Raw genomic sequence first — 17,959 nt, 5'->3', positions numbered from 1 at the left:
CGTCATTCCGCGTAGGAGGTGGTGCCGGTGCGCAGCGCGTGCTGGGCGCGGCGGAGCCTGCGGTACATGTCGGGGCGCAGCAGCGCGCGGGCCTGGGCGGTCGTGGCGAACCGGAAGCGGGTGATCTCCGGGTCGGTGATCCGCAGCGCGGCGATGTGCTCGCAGGGCAACCTGCCGCCGTCGAAGACGAACAGCAGGTGGTCGTCCCACGGTCCGCGCGGGCGCACCCAGTCGACCAGCAGCGGCCGCCCGACGGGCGCGCGGACGCCGAGCTCTTCGCGGACTTCGCGGGCGGCGGCGAGCCGGGGTGGTTCGTTGGCCTCGGCCATCCCGCCGGGCAGGTCCCAGTGCTCCTTGTAGCTGGGGTCGACCAGCAGCACCCGGTCCTGCCGGTCGCGCAGCAGCACGTCGGCGGTGACCCGCTTGCGGGGTTGCCGCGCGTTGCCCTCGGCGAGGTGCGCGTGCGTCCCCTCCGGCCGCGCGGTCCGGGTCCCGTTCAAGCGGAGTCGCGCAGCGGGTGGGTGGCGCGGGCGGCGAGGAAGTCGGCCACGGCCGGGTCGCGGTGGTGCGGCAGCAGCGCGTTCGCCAGGCCGGTGAGCCGCTCGTGCACGCGGGCCGAGGACAGGGCGGGGGCTTCGGCGAGCACGGTGCTGCCCGCCGCGGCCGCCTCGTCGTAGCGCCCGGCGTCGAAGAGCACCTGCGCGAGGGACGTCAGGCTCAACGCCTTGCTGCGCACGCGTTCCGGGGGCCGCAACCCGACCGCTTCGCGGGCGTGCCGTTCGCCGCGGCGCAGGTCGCCGAGGCTGCGCCAGCACTCGGTGGTCTCGCTGGCCAGCGAGGCCCGGTCGAACGGGGCGATCCAGCCGCAGGCCTCGTCGCGGACGGCGAGTTCTTCCCCGGCCAGCGCCAGGTGCCGTTCGGTGCCGTACCGGTCGCCCTGCGCGGCGAGCGCCCGCGCGTGCAGCGCGTGCAGCCGGGCGACGAGGCGGGCCGTGCCTCCGGTGCAGATGGTGTGGGTGAGCCCGTTCAGCGCGTAGTCCGCTGCGGACCGCGGCTGGCCGAGCTCGGTGGACAGGTGGGACAGCGAGGCGCACACCTCGGCTTGCAGCGCGTGGTCGTCGGCGGCCGCCGCGAGCCGGTAGGCGGTGTGGAAGTGCTCGCGCGCGGGAACGTCGCCGCCGCTGTCGTGCGCCATCCACCCGGCGAGCTCGACGACGGAGGCCGCCGCGGACAGCACCTCCGCCTGCCGCGGTTCCTCCCGGACCAGGGGCAGCACCGCGGTGGTGAAGTAGTGCCGGACCGTCTCGTAGAGCGTGCCTCCGCCCACCCTGCGGTCGGCGGACTGGAAGGACGCGGACACCACCCGGATCGAGTCCACTGTGGATGCGGGCACTCTGCTCCGCGCCGCCCCGGTCGAGCCGCGGGGCCGGAAGCCGAGCGCCGCGTCGTCGACGGCGCCCAGCACGGCGCGCAGCGCGGCCCGGTAGGCGGCGGTGGGCCAGCGGACCGCGCCGCGCTCCCACTTGGCGATGTGGTGCGCGTCGAGCGCCCAGCGCTTGCCGGTGGTCTCCAGCAGGTAGTCGTTGACCGCCTCGGCGAGTTCGGCGCGGGACAGCGGCTCGCCGGGCGCCAGCCGCGAGGGCAGGGCCTCCCGGGCGCGGCGCAGCCGCTCGTTGCGCTCCGGTCGGGGCCGGGCGGAGGAATCGCCGGTCATGATGATCAGCCTCCCAACGAGTACGGAGTGTATCCACCTCGCTTCGCAGCGTCGCCGACCTTGCCCCAAGTTGCCCCGATCGGTCGGTACCGCTGCGCCGAAAGCCGAGGTGGCCGCGCATTCGCCGACGTTCCCCGAGTTGCCCCGGCGCGTTCCCTGGTGCGCCGCGGTGCGGGCGCCGATGCTGGCTGCATGGGGCGACGAGGGGATCGGTTGATCCGCATGACCAGCGCGCACGACGGTCGCGACCACCTCGTGGGCGAAGCGGAGATGGCCGAGGGGCTCGCCGGTCGGCAGGGGCGGTACCGCGCCCGCTGCGGCCTCCTGGTGCTGGTGGCGGAGCTGTCCCGGCCGCCGGCGCTCCCGTGCCCGCGGTGCCGGGAAGCCGACCGGCGCCCCGGCCGCCGCGATCCCGTCGCTCCCGGCGAACCGGCCGAGCGCCGGTTCCCGGCCCGGTGGGCGTGGTGCGGCCCGGTGTCCCCGCGCGGCACGCAGGCCGGGCCCGACCGGCACGGGCGGTGACCTCCGACGCGCGCCCCGCCCGTGCCGGTCCCGCCCGCGCGATGCCCACGTTCGGCCGAGCGGGACCGCTGGATGGGCGGTACGCGGGCTCGCGGGGCCTGCCGATCCCGGGGGGATGGGGATCAAACGAGGGCGCTCCCACCTGTGCGGCAGCGCGCGGACGCTGTCCGGGCGGCCCTGCCGGAACAAGGTGAGGTCGAGCTACCCGTCGCGGTACTGCAAGGAGCACCGGTTCTGCGGACGCCGGGGGCGTTCCGGGTGCACGCGGACGACGTCCGGGACCGGCGGCGCCGGGAGCGCGAGGCGGTCGCCGTGCTCGTCGCCGACCCGTGGCCGCGCACCGTCCAGCAGCGCTGCCTGGCGGTCGTGGACGGTGCGACGTGGGAGGAGTTCCTGGCGCAGCGCGCGAACCGCGCCTGTCGCGTGCTCGCCGACGTCGCCGCCCGGGTCGAGCGGGCCGACCGGCTCTCGGCGGCGCGGCTGCACGACCTGGTGCTCGGCGGCGCGGAGCGGGACGACGCGGTGCGGCGGGTCGCGGCGGCGGTGGCGGTCGCCGTGTCCCGGCGGGTCGGTGATCCGGCGGAGGTGGCGTTCGCGGTTCGCGTGCTGGGCGTGTTCTGCTGCGCGTCCGCGGCCGAGGTCGAGCGGTGCCCGTGCCGCCGCGCGGTGGTGGAGCGCTTCGGTCCGCGCGTCGCGGCGGACAAGCTGGCCAGGGGACTGCCGGAACGCCTCGCCGCCTGACGGACCGGCCCCGCCCCGACGCGCGGCCGCGGACGGGCCGTGAACGCGGAACCGGGCCGCCCGCGCGGTGCGTGGCGGCCCGGTCCTCGGGTGCGGGGGATCAGCCCGCGGAGCGCTCCAGGCGGATCAGCACGGCCTTCGAGACCGGCGTGTTCGACTTCTCCGCCACCGCACCGAGCGGCACCAGCGGGTTCGCCTCCGGGTAGTAGGCGGCGGCGCAGTCCCGCGCGGTCGGGTAGGCGACGATGCGGAACGCCTCCGCCCGCCGTTCCTCCACAGTGGACTCGCCGTCGGGCCCGGGCTTGCCCGGCCATTCGGAGACCATGTCCACCAGGTCGCCTTCGGCGAAGCCGAGCGCGGCGATGTCCTTCTCGTTGACCATGACCACCCGGCGCGCGTCCTCGATGCCGCGGTAGCGGTCCGAGAGCCCGTAGATGGTGGTGTTGTACTGGTCGTGGCTGCGCAGCGTCTGCAGCAGCAGCCGGCCTTCCGGCACCTCCAGCGGCTCCGCCTCGTTCACCGTGAAGTTGGCCTTGCCGGTGGTGGTGGTGAAGGTGCGGCTGTCCCGCGGCGGGTGCGGCAGCACGAAGCCGTCCGGGCGGCGCACCTTCTCGTTGTAGTCGGCGCAGCCGGGCACGACGGCGGCGATGTGCCTGCGCACCGCGTCGTAGTCCTTCTCGAACTCCTCCCACTGCACCGGGTGCCCGTCGCCGAGCAGCTTGCGGCCCAGCCGGGACACGATCGCCACCTCGGACAGCAGGGTGTCGGAGGCGGGGGAGAGCCTGCCGCGAGAGGCGTGCACCACCGACATCGAGTCCTCGACGGTGACGAACTGCGGCCCGGACTCCTGCACGTCCTTCTCGGTGCGGCCCAGCGTCGGCAGGATCAGCGCGGTGTCCCCGGCGACCGCGTGCGAGCGGTTCAGCTTCGTCGACACCTGCACGGTCAGGTCGCAGCCGCGCAGCGCCCGCTCGGTGCCCGCGGTGTCGGGTGTGGCGGACACGAAGTTGCCGCCGACGGCGAAGAACGCCTTCACCTCGCCGGCCTGCATCGCGTGCAGCGCGTCGACGGTGTCGTAGCCGTGCTTGCGCGGCATGGGGATGCCGAACTCGGCCTCCATGGCGTCCATGAACTTCTCCGGCATCTTCTCCCAGATGCCCATCGTCCGGTCGCCTTGCACGTTGGAGTGGCCGCGGACCGGGCAGACGCCCGCGCCCGGCTTGCCGATCATGCCGCGCATCAGCAGCAGGTTGACCGCTTCGCGGATCGTCGGCACGGCCTTCTTCTGCTGGGTGAGGCCCATCGCCCAGCAGATCACGGTCCGCTCGGACTCGATGAGCATCCGCGCGATCTTCTCGATCTGCTCGCGGGACAGCGCGGTCGCCTTGAGCGTCGCGTCCCAGTCGATGTCGGTGGCCTGCGCGTAGAACTCGTCGAAGCCGTGGGTGTGCTGCTCGATGAACTCGCGGTCCAGCACGGTGCCGGGCGCGTCCAGCTCGGCCTTCGCCAGCAGCGCGGTCAGCGCCTTGAACAGCGCGAGGTCGCCGCCGATGCGGATCTGGGCGAACTCGTCGCACAGCGCGGTGCCCTTGCCGACGACACCGCGCACGTTCTGCGGGTTCTTGAACCGCATCAGCCCGGCCTCGGGCAGCGGGTTCACCGCGATGATCTTGCCGCCGTGGCCCTTGACCTTCTCCAGGGTGGAGAGCATCCGCGGGTGGTTGGTGCCCGGGTTCTGCCCCACCACCATGACCAGGTCGGCGTGCTCGACGTCGGCCAGCGACACCGAGCCCTTGCCGATGCCGATCGTCTCGGTCAGCGCCGAGCCGGAGGACTCGTGGCACATGTTCGAGCAGTCCGGCAGGTTGTTGGTGCCGAAGCTGCGCACCAGCAGCTGGTACAGGAACGCGGCCTCGTTGCTGGTGCGGCCCGAGGTGTAGAACGCCGCCTCGTCGGGCGAGTCCAGCGCGCGCAGCCCCTCGGCGACGACGTCGAGCGCGGCGTCCCAGTCGATCGGCCGGTAGTGCGTGTCACCGCTGCGCTTGATCATCGGCTGGGTGAGCCGCCCCTGCTGCCCCAGCCAGTAGTCGCTCTTGTCCGCGAGCTCCGCGACGGAGTGCTTCGCGAAGAACTCGGCGTCGACGCGCCGGGTGGTGGCCTCCTCGGCCACGGCCTTGGCGCCGTTCTCGCAGAACTCGGCGACGCTGCGCTTGTCCCCGTCCGCCTCCTGCGGGTCGGGCCACGCGCAACCCGGGCAGTCGAACCCGGAACGCTGGTTGAGCAGCGGCAACGTGAGCATGGTGCGGCCGGCGCCCATCTGCTCCCAGCCGCGGCGCAACGACACCATCACCGCCTTCACGCCTGCTGCGTGGTCCTTCGGGTGGTGCGTGGACAGCGCCGACTCGTCGATGTCCTGTTCGGGGGCTTTGCGCGACATGCTTCCCAGGGTCCCCCGTCGAGGTCGACTCGGCACAGCCCGCGTGATGTGGTTCACACGGCCGGCTCAACGCGGGAGGTGAGGCCCGGTGAGGCCGCCGCGGGCGGTTCGTAGAATCGGCGTGTGACACAGACCAGCGCACCCGCACAGCCCCGTGAACTTCCGTCGAGCTGGAACCCGGCCGACGTCGAGGCCGAGCTGTACCAGCGCTGGGTAGCCGCCGAGTACTTCACCGCCGACGCGCACAGCGACAAGCCGCCGTTCTCGATCGTGATCCCGCCGCCGAACGTCACCGGCAGCCTGCACATCGGCCACGCTTTCGAGCACACCCTGATGGACGTGCTCACCCGTCGTCGCCGGATGCAGGGCTACGAGGCGTTGTGGCTGCCCGGCATGGACCACGCCAGCATCGCCGTCCAGGCCCTGGTGGAGCGGCAGCTCCGCGAGGAGGGCGTCGACCACCGCGAGCTCGGCCGGGAGAAGTTCCTGGAGCGGGTGTGGGAGTGGAAGGAGCAGCACGGCGGCTCGATCCTGTCCCAGATGCGCCGCCTCGGGGACAGCGTCGACTGGAGCCGCGAGCGCTTCACGATGGACTCGGGGCTGTCCCGCGCGGTGCAGACCATCTTCAAGAAGCTGTTCGACGACGGCCTGATCTACCGGGCGGAGCGCCTGGTGAACTGGTCGCCCGCGATGCGCTCGGCGATCTCCGACATCGAGGTGGAGCACCGCGAGGTCGAGGGCGAGCTCGTCTCGATGCGCTACGGCTCCGGGGACGCGGAGATCGTGGTGGCCACCACCCGGGTGGAGACGATGCTCGGCGACACCGCGATCGCGGTGCACCCGGACGACGAGCGCTACCGGCACGTCGTGGGCACCGAGGTGGAGCTGCCGCTGACCGGCCGCAGCATCCCGGTCGTCGCCGACGAGCACGTCGACCCCGAGTTCGGCACCGGCGCGGTGAAGGTGACCCCGGCGCACGACCCGAACGACTTCGAGATCGGCCGGCGCCACGACCTGCCGATGCTCACGATCATGGACGAGCAGGGCCGCATCGCCCGCACCGGCACCGAGTTCGACGGCATGGACCGCTTCGAGGCCCGCGTCGCCGTCCGCGAGGCGCTGCGCGCCGAAGGACGCATCGTCGCGGAGAAGCGCCCGTACCTGCACAGCGTCGGGCACAGCTCCCGGTCGAAGGAGCCGATCGAGCCGCGGTTGTCGCTGCAGTGGTTCGTCAAGGTCGGCCCGCTCGCGCAGGCCGCCGGGGACGCGGTGCGCGACGGCCGGGTCGCGGTGCACCCGCCGGAGATGGCGAAGCGTTACTTCGACTGGGTCGACAACCTGCACGACTGGGCCATCTCGCGGCAGCTGTGGTGGGGCCACCGGATCCCGATCTGGTACGGCCCGAACGGCGAGGTCGTGTGCGTCGGCCCGGACGAGGAGCCGCCGTCCGGCGAGGGCTGGCACCAGGACGAGGACGTGCTCGACACCTGGTTCTCCTCCGGCCTGTGGCCGTTCTCCACGATGGGCTGGCCGGACGAGACGCCGGACCTGGCGAAGTTTTACCCGACCAGCGTGCTGGTCACCGGCTACGACATCCTCTTCTTCTGGGTCGCCCGGATGATGATGTTCGGCCTGTACGCGATGGACGGCGTGCCGCCGTTCGACGTGATCGCGCTGCACGGCATGGTCCGCGACGCGCACGGCAAGAAGATGTCGAAGTCCGCGGGCAACACGGTCGATCCGCTGGAGTGGATGGACAACTACGGCACCGACGCCCTCCGGTTCACCTTGGCGCGTGGCGCCAACCCCGGTGCGGACGCGCCGATCAGCGAGGAGTGGGTCGCCGGCTCGCGCAGCTTCTGCACGAAGCTGTTCAACGCCACCAAGTTCGCGTTGATGAACGGCGCGCGGGTGCCGTCCGGACTGCCGGACCGCGCGGAGCTGACCGACGCGGACCGCTGGATCCTGGACCGCACCGACCGGCTGACGTCCGATGTGGACGAACTGCTGGAGGACTTCCAGTTCGCCAAGTCCACCGAGGCGCTCTACCACTTCACCTGGGACGAGTTCTGCGACTGGTACCTGGAGCTGTCGAAGGTCCAGATCGACGCGGGCGGTGACCGCGCGGAACGCACCCGCGAGGTGCTGGGGCACGTGCTGGACGTGCTGCTGCGGCTGCTGCACCCGACGATCCCGTTCGTCACCGAGACGCTGTGGACCACCCTGACCGGCCGCGAGTCCGTGGTCATCGCCGACTGGCCGACGGCGGCGGGCACGCCCGCCGACGAGGACGCGGCGCGGCGGGTGGAGGCCACCCAGAAGCTCATCACCGAGATCCGCCGGTTCCGCTCGGACCAGGGGTTGAAGCCCGGTCAGCGGGTCGCGGCCCGGCTGAGCGGCCTGGACGCGCTCGGACTGGTCGAGCACCTGCCCGCGGTGCGGTCGCTGGCGAAGCTGAACGAGCCCGGCGCGGACTTCACCTCCTCGGCGTCGCTGGAGATCGGCCTGGTCGGCGGCACCGTCGAGGTGGAGCTGGACCTCTCCGGCGCCGTGGACGTGGCCGCTGAGCGCAAGCGGCTGGAGAAGGACCTGGCGGCGGCCCGCAAGGAGCTGGAGGGCACCGAGAAGAAGCTCGGCAACCCCTCCTTCACCGACAAGGCGCCCGCCGAGGTCGTCGAGAAGATCAAGGTCCGCCGCGAGACGGCGCAGACCGACATCACCCGCATCGAATCCCGCCTGGCGGCCCTGCCGACGGCGTGACCGCTCCCGTCCGCACCTGAGGTGAACGGCCCGTTCGACCAGCCACGACGGTCGGGCGGGCCGTTCGCCTCTCCGGGCTCAGCGCTCGGCCGCCGGGGTGGCGAGGTTGATCGACCGACCGGAGGAGGAGGTGGGCCGGTGACAGGTGCAGCGAACGACGGATGGTTCAAGAGCAGTCGCAGCGCGGCCGCCGGCGACAACTGCGTGGAGGTTCGGTTCGGCTCCGGCGAGGTCGGGGTGCGGGATTCGGAGGAGCGGTCGGGGGCGGTGTTCGGGTTCTCGGGCACGGCGTGGGGCGCCTTCGTGGCGGACGCGAAGAGGGGCCGCTTCGACCTCCCAGCGTGACACCCCGAGATCACCGAGGTGAATGACCCATTCGCCTCGTGAGGCTGGGCTGATGGGCCATTCACTTGGCGGGGGCCGGTGGTGAGACTGGGGTGTGGTGACTCGGCCGGGATTCAGGAGGCGTGATGGACACCGGGTGGTTCAAGAGCAGGCACAGCGCGGCGGCCAGCGACAACTGCGTCGAGGTGCGGTTCCGCTCGGATGAAGTGGGCGTCCGCGATTCCAAGGAACCTTCGGGCCCGGTGTTCGCGTTCTCGGCGGGGGCGTGGGGTGCGTTCCTGGCGGACGCGAAGACGGGCCGCTTCGACTTCTCGGCTCCCACTCGTGCAGGCGCCTGTTGATCAGAGTGATAACGCGACGCGCAGGGCCTGGTCCACCCGTTGCATGTCCTTGGGGTGCAACGCGCCCGCGTCCCGACTGATCTCTTCGTGGAAGATCGGTTCGATGTCGTCGCAGAGCACCGATCCCACCCAGTCGGAGTCCTTGTCGTCGAGGACCACGATGCTGGGGTAGTTCGGCTTGCGGGTCGTGGTCAACCGCACCGCGAGGAAGTCGCCGAGCCGTGCGTTCCGGCTGTTGTTGGACACCGCGAGGTAGAACTTCTCCCCGCGATCGCCGATCATCGCGCCGTAGATGCGCCCGCGAACGATGGTGCGATGGCGCTGAGCGTTCACTCGTCATTCCTCGCTGCGAGGCGTTCGCGTCGCGCGGAGGTGTGCGCGCGACGTTCCGCGTGCTCGGCGTCGGTCATCTCGGCGGCCATTCGCCGGTAGGACTCGTCCAGTGCCTGTGCGCGGATGTTGTCGATGCCGGCGTGAAAGGCCGCACGTAGCACCGCCGCTTTGCTGGTGCCGACTTCTGGCACCAGGTTCTCCAGCGCGATGCGCTCCGGGCTCTCCGGGGTCATCAGGCGCTCGACGAGGTCGACTTCATCGGGAAGCAGGGGCAGGTTCTCCCGCTTGGAGACGGCGTGCGCTGCTGGTATCGACATGACTCCCATGTTGCATGCCTGAAACGACCCGTGCAATGACTCATGATTTGAATCATCCGTACGGGTCATTAGTGGGATCTTGGTGTGCTCGCTGCGGTTGGTGCCCGGCTGCCCTGGGGGCGCAGGCCGGGTGCGTGCACCTACCGACGTAGACTTGAGCTGGACGTTTGTCGTCGGGGTAGGGGAGTGTGCCAGTTGTCCGGCACCGAGTCCGGTGCGCTGCACGAGCTGCGCGTGGTGGAGGCCGAGCTCAACGAGCGCTGGCCGGAAACGAAGATCGAGCCGTCGCTGGACCGGATCCGGGCGCTCACCGACCTGCTGGCCGAGCCGCAGCGCAGCTACCAGGTGGTGCACATCGGCGGGACCAACGGGAAGTCCTCGGTCTCGCGGATGGTGGACTCGCTGCTGACCCGCATCGGCTTGCGCACGGGCCGCTACACCAGCCCGCACCTGCAACTGGCCACCGAGCGCATCAGCATCGACAACAAGCCGATCACCCCGGAGGCCTACGTCGAGGCCTACCGCGACATCGCGCCGTACGTGTCCATCGTGGACTCGCACCACGACGTGAAGATGTCGAAGTTCGAGGTGCTGACCGGCATGGCCTTCGCCGCCTTCGCCGACGCGCCCGTCGAGGCCGCCGTGCTGGAAGTGGGCCTCGGAGGCGGGTGGGACGCCACCAACGTCGCCGACGCGCACATCGCGGTGCTCTGCCCGATCGCGCTGGACCACGCCGACTACCTCGGCACCGACCTCGCGGGCATCGCCCGGGAGAAGTCCGGGATCATCAAGCCGGACTCGATCGTGGTGCTCGCCGCGCAGACCGCCGAGGTGCAGACCCCGATCCTGGAGCGCGTCGCCGAGGTCGGCGCCACCGTCGCCCGCGAGGGCAACGAGTTCGGCGTGCTGTCCCGGACCGTGGCCGTCGGCGGCCAGATGCTGAAGCTGCAGGGCCTCGGCGGCACCTACGACGAGATCTTCCTGCCGCTGCACGGCGAGCACCAGGCGCGCAACGCCGCCCTCGCGCTCGCGGCGGTCGAAGCCTTCTTCGGCGCCGGGGCCGAGCAGAAGCTCGACCCGGAAGCCGTGCAGGAGGCTTTCGCCGCGGTCATCACCCCCGGCCGCCTGGAGCGGGTCCGCGCCGCCCCGGCCGTGCTCGTCGACGCCGCGCACAACCCGCACGGCGCCCGCGCCCTTGCCGACGCGCTCAGCTCCGAGTTCTCCTTCCGCCGCCTCGTCGCCGTGATCGGCGTGCTGTCCGACAAGGACGTGCGCGGGCTGCTGCGGGAACTCGAACCCGTCGTGGAAGAGGTCGTGCTCACCAAGAACTCCTCGCCGCGGGCGATGGACCCCGACGAGCTCGCCGCCCTGGCCAAGGACATCTTCGGCGCGGAACGCATCGTCGTGGAGCCCCGCCTGGACGACGCCGTGGAGACCGCCATCCAGATGGCGGAGGAGACCACCGGGGACTCCGACACCGTCTCCGGCGGCGGCGTGGTGATCACCGGGTCCGTGGTGACCGCCGGTGAGGGGCGCGCCCTGTTCGGCAAGGAGCCGTTGTGACCGAATCCGGATCGTTCCTGTCCCTGCCCACCGCGCCGGACGGCGTGCGCGACCCGTGGAAGGGCCTGCGCGGCGTCATGGCGGGCACGCTGGTGATGGAGTTCCTCACCTTCGGGCTCGCGCTTCCCGTCGTGTGGCAGTTCGGCGGCGGCGTCACCGGCATCGGGTTCTCCGCCGTCGCGGTGCTGACCGTGCTCATGCTCATCGCCGGGTTCACCCAGCGGAAGCCGTGGGGGCTGCCGTTCGCGCTGGTGCTGCAGGTCGCGATGGTCGCCTGCTACCTGGTGCACCCGGCCGTCGGGATCATGGGGCTGCTGTTCGCGGCCGTGTGGGGCTACATGCTGTACCTGCGCCACGACGTGGCGAAGCGGATGCGCGAAGGCCGGCTGTACGACCAGCTCGGACACCCCGAGGGGTATCCGCCGGAGCAGTGATCACCGCCTGATCGGGTCGTGGTGCATCATGATGCGGAACTCGTACACTTCAGTGCATGACGCACAGCACGAGAACCACGATCACCGTTGACGCCGACCTGTTGAACGAGGTCAAGCGTCAATCGCTCCAGAACCACATGACCGTCAGCGAGTTCATCCAGGACAGCGTCCGGGAGCGCCTCGCCAAGATGCGCCAACGATCGGCGCCGTTCACGGTGCGAGCCGTGCGCACGGGCGGTTATCAGCCGGGGGTCGACATCACCGACAGCGCAGCGCTGCACGACCTCATGGAGCGCGAATGATCGCCTGCGACGTCAACATCCTGGTGTCCGCGTACAACCTGGATGATCCACGGCAGCCCGAGTACGCGGACTGGCTCGGCGAGGCGCTCTCGGGTCCCCAGCTCGTCGGTCTGCCCTCGCTCGTCCTGAGCGGGTTCATGCGCATCATGACCAACCGGAAGATCCTCCGGGAGCCCCTGCTCACGCACACGGCCGCCGACCTCGCCGACGAACTCGCGCACGCGGGGAACGTGGCCAAGATCGAACCGGGAGCGGCCCACTGGGGGATCTTCGCCGAGTTGTGCCGGAAGACCGAGGCGAAGGCGAACCACATCCCCGACGCCTACCTCGCCGCCATCGCGATCGAGCACGGCGCGGAGTGGATCACGGCCGATCGGGGCTTCGCGCGGTACCCGGGCCTGCGCTGGCGCCATCCGCTGGACTAGGAGCTGCTGCGGAACGCGGGGCCGCTCGGCGACGGCACCTGATCGTGGCCTCGACGCCGGTGTTGATCATCGGTATCCATGGCACATGGAGATCAACAAGGACCGCGCGCAGGACCGGCAGCCGCCGCTGCGCACCCGCAGCTTCCCGTTCCCGCCCGGCGAGCTCGCCGAACCCCGGCCCGGCATCGTCGTCAACGACGACGCCGCGCTGGTGGAATGCCTGGACACCGACCGGCGGCGCTGAGCGTCCGGGGATTCAGTGGCGCCCGGGTGTTCAGGGGCGTCCGGGTGTTCAGGGCGCCCGGGGGCTCAGGCGATGTCGATGACCGCCCGGCCGCGGATCTCGCGGCGGTTCAGCGCGTCGTAGGCGTCCTGCACCTCGTCGAAGGCGAACCGGCGGCTCACGGTGTCCTGCGGCCGCAGCCGCCCGCGCGCCACCAGGTCCAGCAGCACCGGCATGTCCCGCTGGGGTTTCGCGCCGTACGAGCCCTTGATCTGCAGCTTCCGCCGCGCGATGGTCGCCAGGTCGAACTCGCCGACGCTGCCCTTCGGGGCGATGCCGACCACCACGACCTGACCGCCCTCCACCACGGAATCGCGGGCCACGCCGAACGTCGCCGGGCTGCCCAGCGCCTCGAAGGCCACGTCCACGCCGCGACCGCCGGTGAGTTCCCGGATCGCCTCCGGCGCGTCCACCTCCGCCGAGTTCACCACGTGCGTGGCGCCCAGCGCGCTCGCCGCGTCCAGCTTGTCCGCGGAGATGTCCACCGCCACGATCGTCGACGCCCCGAACAGCGCGGCCAGCTGGATCAGCGAACTGCCCACCCCGCCCGCGGCGACCACCGCCACCGCATCGCCGACCCGCACGTCCGCGGCGTGTCGCAGCGCCCCGTAGGCGGTCATCGTCGAGCAGCCCACCGAGGCCACGTCCGCCAGCTCCACCTCGTCCGGCACTTGGTAGACCGAGGTCACCGGCGTCACCGACCGCTCGGCCAGCCCGCCCATCGAGTACATCCACACCGGCTCGCCACCGGGCCGGAACAGCCGGGTCTGGCCGTCGTAGAGCAGGCCCTTCGCCCGGTTGTGCGCGAAGAACTCCAGGCAGATCTCGGAGTTCCCGCGCGTGCACTGCGCGCACCGGCCGCACGGCATGATGAAGCTGGTGACCACTCGGTCGCCCACCCGCACCCCGGTCACGCCCGGCCCGACCTCGGAGACGACACCGGCCACCTCGTGTCCCAGCACGGCCGGCGTCGGGAACGGCAGCTCCCCCTTGAGCACGTGCAGGTCCGAGTGGCAGGCGCCGCAGGAGAGCACGTCGATCGCGACCTCCCCGGCCTTCGGGTGCGGGTCGGCGATCTCCTCGATGGTCATCGGCTCGTTCACGGCGGTGTGCACGGCTGCTCGCATCCGGACCTCCTCGTCGGACCGGCCGGTCGGTACGGCCGGGGGCGAATCTAGCCCGCGATCTCCGGGGACACCAGGGACCGGAGGTCCGGCCGCTCGTCGTCCGCAGGTCGCCGGGCCGACGCCGGACCCGGGTACACCGGCGGGCGCGGGCCACTCGCGGCCGATGATCACCGGGGCCGAGGTCAGCGGTGCCCGGTCGCCCCGGGGGAGGCCGCGCCACCTGCGCCGATACCCTTTTCCGCAACACGGGCGCGGAGAACCCGCGCCGCCCACCCGAAGGAGAGCAACGTGAGCGAGCGCACCCTGGTCCTGGTCAAGCCCGACGGGGTCGAGCGCGGCCTGGTCGGTGAGGTCATCGGCCGGATCGAGCGCAAGGGCCTCAAGCTGGTCGCGCTGGAACTGCGCCAGGTCGACGAGGACCTCGCCAAGCAGCACTACGCCGAGCACGACGGCAAGCCGTTCTTCGGCTCCCTGCTGGAGTTCATCACCTCCGGCCAGGTGCTGGCCGCCGTCGTCGAGGGCCCCCGTGCCATCTCGGCGTTCCGCCAGCTCGCCGGTGGCACCGACCCGGTCGAGAAGGCCGCCCCGGGCAGCATCCGCGGCGACTTCGGCCTGGAGGTGCAGTACAACCTGGTGCACGGCTCCGACTCGCCGGAGTCCGCCGAGCGCGAGATCAAGCTCTGGTTCCCCAGCCTCTGAGACCGGGACGCCGCTGAACCCGGACGGTCTCCGGCCCGGTCCGGCCACCCGGCCGGACCGCCGCCGGGACCGGACCGCGGCGCGGCCCCGGACCTGCTGATCGGGGCCGCGCCCACCGCCCCCGGACCTGCTGCGACCCCGGCCACTACCCTGGCCGGTGTGAGTGTGGAGTCCGTGTTCGACCGCCTGGAGCCGCTGCTGCCCCGCGTCTCCAAACCCGTGCAGTACGTGGGCGGGGAGCTCAACGCGACCGTCAAGGAGTGGGACGCGACCACCGTGCGGTGGGCGTTGATGTACCCCGACGCCTACGAGGTCGGGCTGCCCAACCAGGGCGTCATGATCCTCTACGAGATCCTCAACGAGCTCTCCGACGTGCTCGCCGAGCGCACCTACTCGGTGTGGCCGGACCTGGAGGAGCTCATGCGGGAGCACGGCATCCCGCAGTTCACCGTGGACGCGCACCGCCCGGTCGGCGCCTTCGACGTGCTCGGAGTCAGCTTCGCCACCGAACTCGGCTACACGAACCTGCTCAGCGCGCTGGACCTCGCGGGCATCCCGCTGCACGCCGTCGACCGCACCGAGGAGCACCCCGTGGTGCTCGCGGGCGGGCACGCCGCGTTCAACCCGGAACCGGTCGCCGACTTCCTCGACGCGGCCGTGCTCGGGGACGGCGAGGAATCCGTCCTGGAGATCACCGCCGCGATCCGGCGCTGGAAGGACGAGGGGCGCCCCGGCGGGCGCGACGAGCTGCTGCTGCGGCTCGCCGAGAGCGGTGGCGTGTACGTGCCGAAGTTCTACGACGTGCGTTACGCCGAGGACGGCACCATCGCCGAGGTCGTGCCGAACCACGAGCGCGTGCCCTACCGGGTGTTCAAGCGCACCACCATGGAACTCGACGAGTGGCCGTACCCGAAGCAGCCGCTGGTGCCGCTCGCCGAGAGCGTCCACGAGCGGATGAGCGTGGAGATCTTCCGCGGCTGCACCCGCGGCTGCCGGTTCTGCCAGGCCGGGATGATCACCCGGCCGGTGCGGGAGCGCTCGCCCGAGGGCATCGGTGAGATGGTGCAGAAGGGCCTGGAAGCGACCGGGTTCGAGGAGGTCGGGCTGCTGTCGCTGAGCTCCGCCGACCACTCCGAGATCGCCGAGGTCACCAAGGGCCTCGCCGACCGCTACGAGGGTTCCAACACCAGCCTGTCGCTGCCGTCCACCCGCGTCGACGCGTTCAACGTGGACCTCGCCAACGAGCTGTCCCGCAACGGCCGCCGCTCCGGGCTCACCTTCGCGCCCGAAGGCGGCAGCGAACGCATCCGCCGCGTCATCAACAAGATGGTGTCCGAAGAGGACCTCATCCGGACCGTGTCCGCCGCGTTCGCCAACGGCTGGCGGCAGGTCAAGCTCTACTTCATGTGCGGCCTGCCCACCGAGGAGGACGAGGACGTCCTGCAGATCGCCGAGATGGCCAAGGAGGTCATCCGCGCCGGACGGCAGGTCAGCGGGCGCAAGGACATCCGCTGCACCATCTCCATCGGCGGGTTCGTGCCGAAACCGCACACCCCGTTCCAGTGGGCCGCGCAGTGCGATCCGGACACCGTGGACGAGCGGCTGCGCAAGCTCCGCCACGCCGTCAACTCGGACCGCTCCCTCGGGCGCAACATCGGCATGCGCTACCACGACGGCAAGCCCTCGCTGGTCGAAGGGCTGCTGTCCCGCGGCGACCGCAGGCTCGGCACCGTCATCGAGCGGGTGTGGCGCGAGGGCGGCCGGTTCGACGGGTGGAACGAGCACTTCTCCTACCAGCGCTGGGTGGACTGCGCCGCCGAGGAGCTCGCGCGGTTCGGCGTCGACGTCGCCTGGTACACCACCCGGGAACGCGGGGAGCAGGAGATCCTGCCCTGGGACCACCTGGACTCCGGGCTGGACAAGGAATGGCTCTGGGCCGACTGGCAGGACGCGCTCGACGCCCGGGAGCAGGACGACTGCCGGTGGACGCCGTGCTTCGACTGCGGGGTGTGCCCGACGATGGGCACCGACATCGAGATCGGACCGTCGGGGCGCGCGCTGCTGCCGATCAGCCCGGTCGGCAAGGGCTCCCCGGTCAGCAACCCCGCGTTCGGCTGACCGGCCGCTCGGGTGTCAGCCCGGCGGAGCGAGGGCAGCCCGGGCGTCGACGAGGCCATGGCCGTAGAAGCCGTTGTAGGTGGCGTAGCCGCGGCACAGCGCGTCCTGCGCGCCGTCCGCGTCGAGGTCGTAGTCCGCAGGGCACGGCAGCGGCCGCGCCGTCTCCAGCAGCCTGCGGCCCAGCTCGGCGGCGCCCGCGTCCGGATCGCGGGACGCCAGCAGCGCCGCCACGCCCGCCACGTGCGGCGCCGCCATCGAGGTGCCGCAGGTCGAGCGGTAGTCCCCGCCGGGCGCCGTCGAGCGCACGCACTGCTCGTCGCGCTGCTCGCCGCCCGGCGCCGCCACGTCCACCGCGCCGAGCCCGTACGAGCTGTAACCGGACTTCACCTCGTCGGGACCGACCGCGGCCACCGACACCACCCCGTCCAGCTCGGTCGGCACCGCATCGCACACCGGTTCGCGCTCCGGCGGCACCGCGGTCAGGTCGGCCCTCTCGTTGCCGACGGCCGCGACGGTGAGCACGTCCCGCTCGGTCGCGTAGCGCACCGCCCGGCGCACCGCCTCCCGCGGCACCGGGGATCCGGCTCGGGTGCAGCCCAGCTGCGCGGACTCCACCAGGAAGCTGCTGTTCACCACGTCCACGCCGTGCTCGGCGGCCCACACGAACCCGCACACCGCGGCCTCCGGGTGCACGTACCCGTCCGCGTTGACCACCCGGATCGACGCCAGCCGGGCCTCGGGGGCGACGCCGGTGACGCCCGCGCCGTCGTCCGCGGCGGCGATGATGCCCGCCACGTGGGTGCCGTGCGCGTCGCCCTCCGGCGGGGCGTCGAGCTCCGGGTCCTCCGGGGTGAGGCAGTTCGCGGACCGCCGCACGTCCAGCGCGGCCGCCAGCTCCGGGTGCGCGGCGTCGACGCCGGAGTCGAGCACCCCGACGAGCGCGCCCGCGCCGCGGGTCGTGGCGTGCGCGTCCGCGGCGTGGATCGCGCGCAGGTTCCACTGCTGGTCCGGGGCGGTGCCCGCACCCGCTGCCTGCTCGCCGCGCTCCGCCTCGACGCGGTCCGCGAGGACCTGCCGCTCGGCGCTGTAGGCGCGGTCCCGCCCCATCCGCCCGGTGAAGTCCGGTTCGGCCGAGTCCACGACGGCCACGCCGATCTCCGGGTAGTACGCCGCCGTCGACCCGCACTGACCCGCTGCCTCGGATTCCGCGGTGGCGCGGGGCAGACCGGGGTCGAACAGCACGACGTAGCGCAGCGCGGGACCGCCCGCGGTGCAGGACGGGTCCGGTTCCGCGGTGGCGGCGGGGCCGGGTCCGGCCAGCAGGCCCAGCAACGCGAGGCTGGCCGCGGCGGCACCGGCCGACCGGGCGAGGGGCACGTCGAACCTCCCACGTGACCGGGCGATCGCCCGCTGGCGGCCGCCGGGACACGCGCGACGTTAGGCGGCCCGCACCGGGCGGTACAAGGGCCGGAAGAACATACCGCGCGGTGCTCGACCA

19 protein-coding genes are annotated in these 17,959 nt (G+C 72.0%); 12 read left to right on the top strand and 7 right to left on the bottom strand.

Annotated features, from left to right (window positions below; genetic code table 11):
- Positions 1-2: 2 nt before the first annotated feature.
- Both H1226_RS22315 and H1226_RS22310 read right to left on the bottom strand, forming a co-directional pair.
- Complete coding sequence (locus H1226_RS22315) at positions 3-500, bottom strand: NUDIX domain-containing protein (RefSeq protein WP_258342368.1); 498 nt, start codon at positions 498-500, stop codon at positions 3-5.
- Positions 497-1,714: a helix-turn-helix domain-containing protein gene (locus tag H1226_RS22310; RefSeq protein WP_258342367.1), complete on the bottom strand. Its 1,218-nt coding sequence runs from the start codon at positions 1,712-1,714 to the stop codon at positions 497-499. Before H1226_RS22310 ends, H1226_RS22315 begins: the two co-directional genes overlap by 4 nt.
- A 222-nt stretch (positions 1,715-1,936) precedes the next feature.
- Here H1226_RS22310 and H1226_RS22305 point away from each other — a divergent pair, with 222 nt between their 5' ends.
- Both H1226_RS22305 and H1226_RS22300 read left to right on the top strand, forming a co-directional pair.
- Positions 1,937-2,236 (top strand): hypothetical protein, encoded by a 300-nt coding sequence (locus tag H1226_RS22305; RefSeq protein WP_258342366.1) that lies wholly within the window; start codon positions 1,937-1,939, stop codon positions 2,234-2,236.
- A gap of 258 nt (positions 2,237-2,494) precedes the next feature.
- Entirely contained in the window at positions 2,495-2,977 is a 483-nt protein-coding gene (locus H1226_RS22300) for a hypothetical protein (RefSeq protein ID WP_258342365.1), read from the top strand.
- A gap of 100 nt (positions 2,978-3,077) precedes the next feature.
- On the opposite strand, the gene H1226_RS22295 is transcribed toward H1226_RS22300, so the two are convergent.
- Complete coding sequence (locus tag H1226_RS22295; RefSeq protein ID WP_224977855.1) at positions 3,078-5,414, bottom strand: FdhF/YdeP family oxidoreductase; 2,337 nt, start codon at positions 5,412-5,414, stop codon at positions 3,078-3,080.
- A gap of 123 nt (positions 5,415-5,537) precedes the next feature.
- On the opposite strand from H1226_RS22295, the gene H1226_RS22290 reads away from it, so the two are divergent.
- The 3 genes from H1226_RS22290 (at position 5,538) to H1226_RS22280 (ending at position 8,860) form a co-directional block, all read left to right on the top strand.
- A complete protein-coding gene (locus H1226_RS22290) occupies positions 5,538-8,174 on the top strand; it encodes a valine--tRNA ligase (RefSeq protein ID WP_258342364.1) in 2,637 nt (878 codons plus the stop codon).
- 138 nt (positions 8,175-8,312) lie between these two features.
- The gene (locus H1226_RS22285) at positions 8,313-8,519 is read left to right on the top strand and encodes a DUF397 domain-containing protein (protein WP_258342363.1); all 207 of its coding nucleotides are present in this window, start codon (positions 8,313-8,315) and stop codon (positions 8,517-8,519) included.
- Positions 8,520-8,644: 125 nt separating this feature from the next.
- Entirely contained in the window at positions 8,645-8,860 is a 216-nt protein-coding gene (locus H1226_RS22280; protein WP_258342362.1) for a DUF397 domain-containing protein, read from the top strand.
- Here the strand turns inward: H1226_RS22280 and H1226_RS22275 are convergent, their stop codons facing one another.
- A complete protein-coding gene (locus tag H1226_RS22275; protein ID WP_258342361.1) occupies positions 8,861-9,193 on the bottom strand; it encodes a type II toxin-antitoxin system PemK/MazF family toxin in 333 nt (110 codons plus the stop codon).
- A complete protein-coding gene (locus H1226_RS22270; protein ID WP_258342360.1) occupies positions 9,190-9,510 on the bottom strand; it encodes a hypothetical protein in 321 nt (106 codons plus the stop codon). Before H1226_RS22270 ends, H1226_RS22275 begins: the two co-directional genes overlap by 4 nt.
- A 195-nt stretch (positions 9,511-9,705) precedes the next feature.
- Here H1226_RS22270 and folC point away from each other — a divergent pair, with 195 nt between their 5' ends.
- The 5 genes from folC (at position 9,706) to H1226_RS22245 (ending at position 12,478) form a co-directional block, all read left to right on the top strand.
- The gene (gene folC / locus H1226_RS22265; RefSeq protein ID WP_258342359.1) at positions 9,706-11,073 is read left to right on the top strand and encodes a bifunctional tetrahydrofolate synthase/dihydrofolate synthase; all 1,368 of its coding nucleotides are present in this window, start codon (positions 9,706-9,708) and stop codon (positions 11,071-11,073) included.
- A complete protein-coding gene (locus tag H1226_RS22260) occupies positions 11,070-11,507 on the top strand; it encodes a DUF4233 domain-containing protein (protein WP_258342358.1) in 438 nt (145 codons plus the stop codon). Before folC ends, H1226_RS22260 begins: the two co-directional genes overlap by 4 nt.
- A 56-nt stretch (positions 11,508-11,563) precedes the next feature.
- Positions 11,564-11,809 carry a ribbon-helix-helix domain-containing protein gene (locus H1226_RS22255; RefSeq protein WP_258342357.1) on the top strand — a complete coding sequence of 82 codons (246 nt, stop codon included), beginning with the start codon at positions 11,564-11,566 and terminating at the stop codon, positions 11,807-11,809.
- Positions 11,806-12,234 carry a TA system VapC family ribonuclease toxin gene (locus H1226_RS22250; protein WP_258342356.1) on the top strand — a complete coding sequence of 143 codons (429 nt, stop codon included), beginning with the start codon at positions 11,806-11,808 and terminating at the stop codon, positions 12,232-12,234. Before H1226_RS22255 ends, H1226_RS22250 begins: the two co-directional genes overlap by 4 nt.
- A gap of 85 nt (positions 12,235-12,319) precedes the next feature.
- On the top strand, positions 12,320-12,478 hold the full coding sequence (locus H1226_RS22245; RefSeq protein WP_224959660.1) for a hypothetical protein: 159 nt from the start codon (positions 12,320-12,322) through the stop codon (positions 12,476-12,478).
- A 65-nt stretch (positions 12,479-12,543) separates the two neighbouring features.
- Here H1226_RS22245 and H1226_RS22240 read toward each other — a convergent pair whose 3' ends face one another.
- Positions 12,544-13,644, bottom strand: a complete 1,101-nt coding sequence (locus H1226_RS22240; RefSeq protein ID WP_224967265.1) for a zinc-binding dehydrogenase — start codon at positions 13,642-13,644, stop codon at positions 12,544-12,546.
- A gap of 288 nt (positions 13,645-13,932) precedes the next feature.
- On the opposite strand from H1226_RS22240, the gene ndk reads away from it, so the two are divergent.
- Positions 13,933-14,343, top strand: coding sequence for a nucleoside-diphosphate kinase (gene ndk, locus H1226_RS22235; protein WP_224959664.1), 411 nt, complete (start codon positions 13,933-13,935; stop codon positions 14,341-14,343).
- Between the two features lie 159 nt (positions 14,344-14,502).
- Positions 14,503-16,461: a TIGR03960 family B12-binding radical SAM protein gene (locus H1226_RS22230; RefSeq protein WP_258342355.1), complete on the top strand. Its 1,959-nt coding sequence runs from the start codon at positions 14,503-14,505 to the stop codon at positions 16,459-16,461.
- Positions 16,462-16,476: 15 nt separating this feature from the next.
- On the opposite strand, the gene H1226_RS22225 is transcribed toward H1226_RS22230, so the two are convergent.
- Positions 16,477-17,838 (bottom strand): S8 family peptidase, encoded by a 1,362-nt coding sequence (locus H1226_RS22225; protein ID WP_258342354.1) that lies wholly within the window; start codon positions 17,836-17,838, stop codon positions 16,477-16,479.
- Positions 17,839-17,959: the final 121 nt, after the last annotated feature.

Origin of the sequence: Saccharopolyspora gregorii (assembly GCF_024734405.1) — a bacterium.
GTDB lineage: Bacteria > Actinomycetota > Actinomycetes > Mycobacteriales > Pseudonocardiaceae > Saccharopolyspora_C > Saccharopolyspora_C gregorii.
Note: the sequence above shows the minus strand (reverse complement) of the source record. Positions and strands in the feature narration are given on the sequence as shown.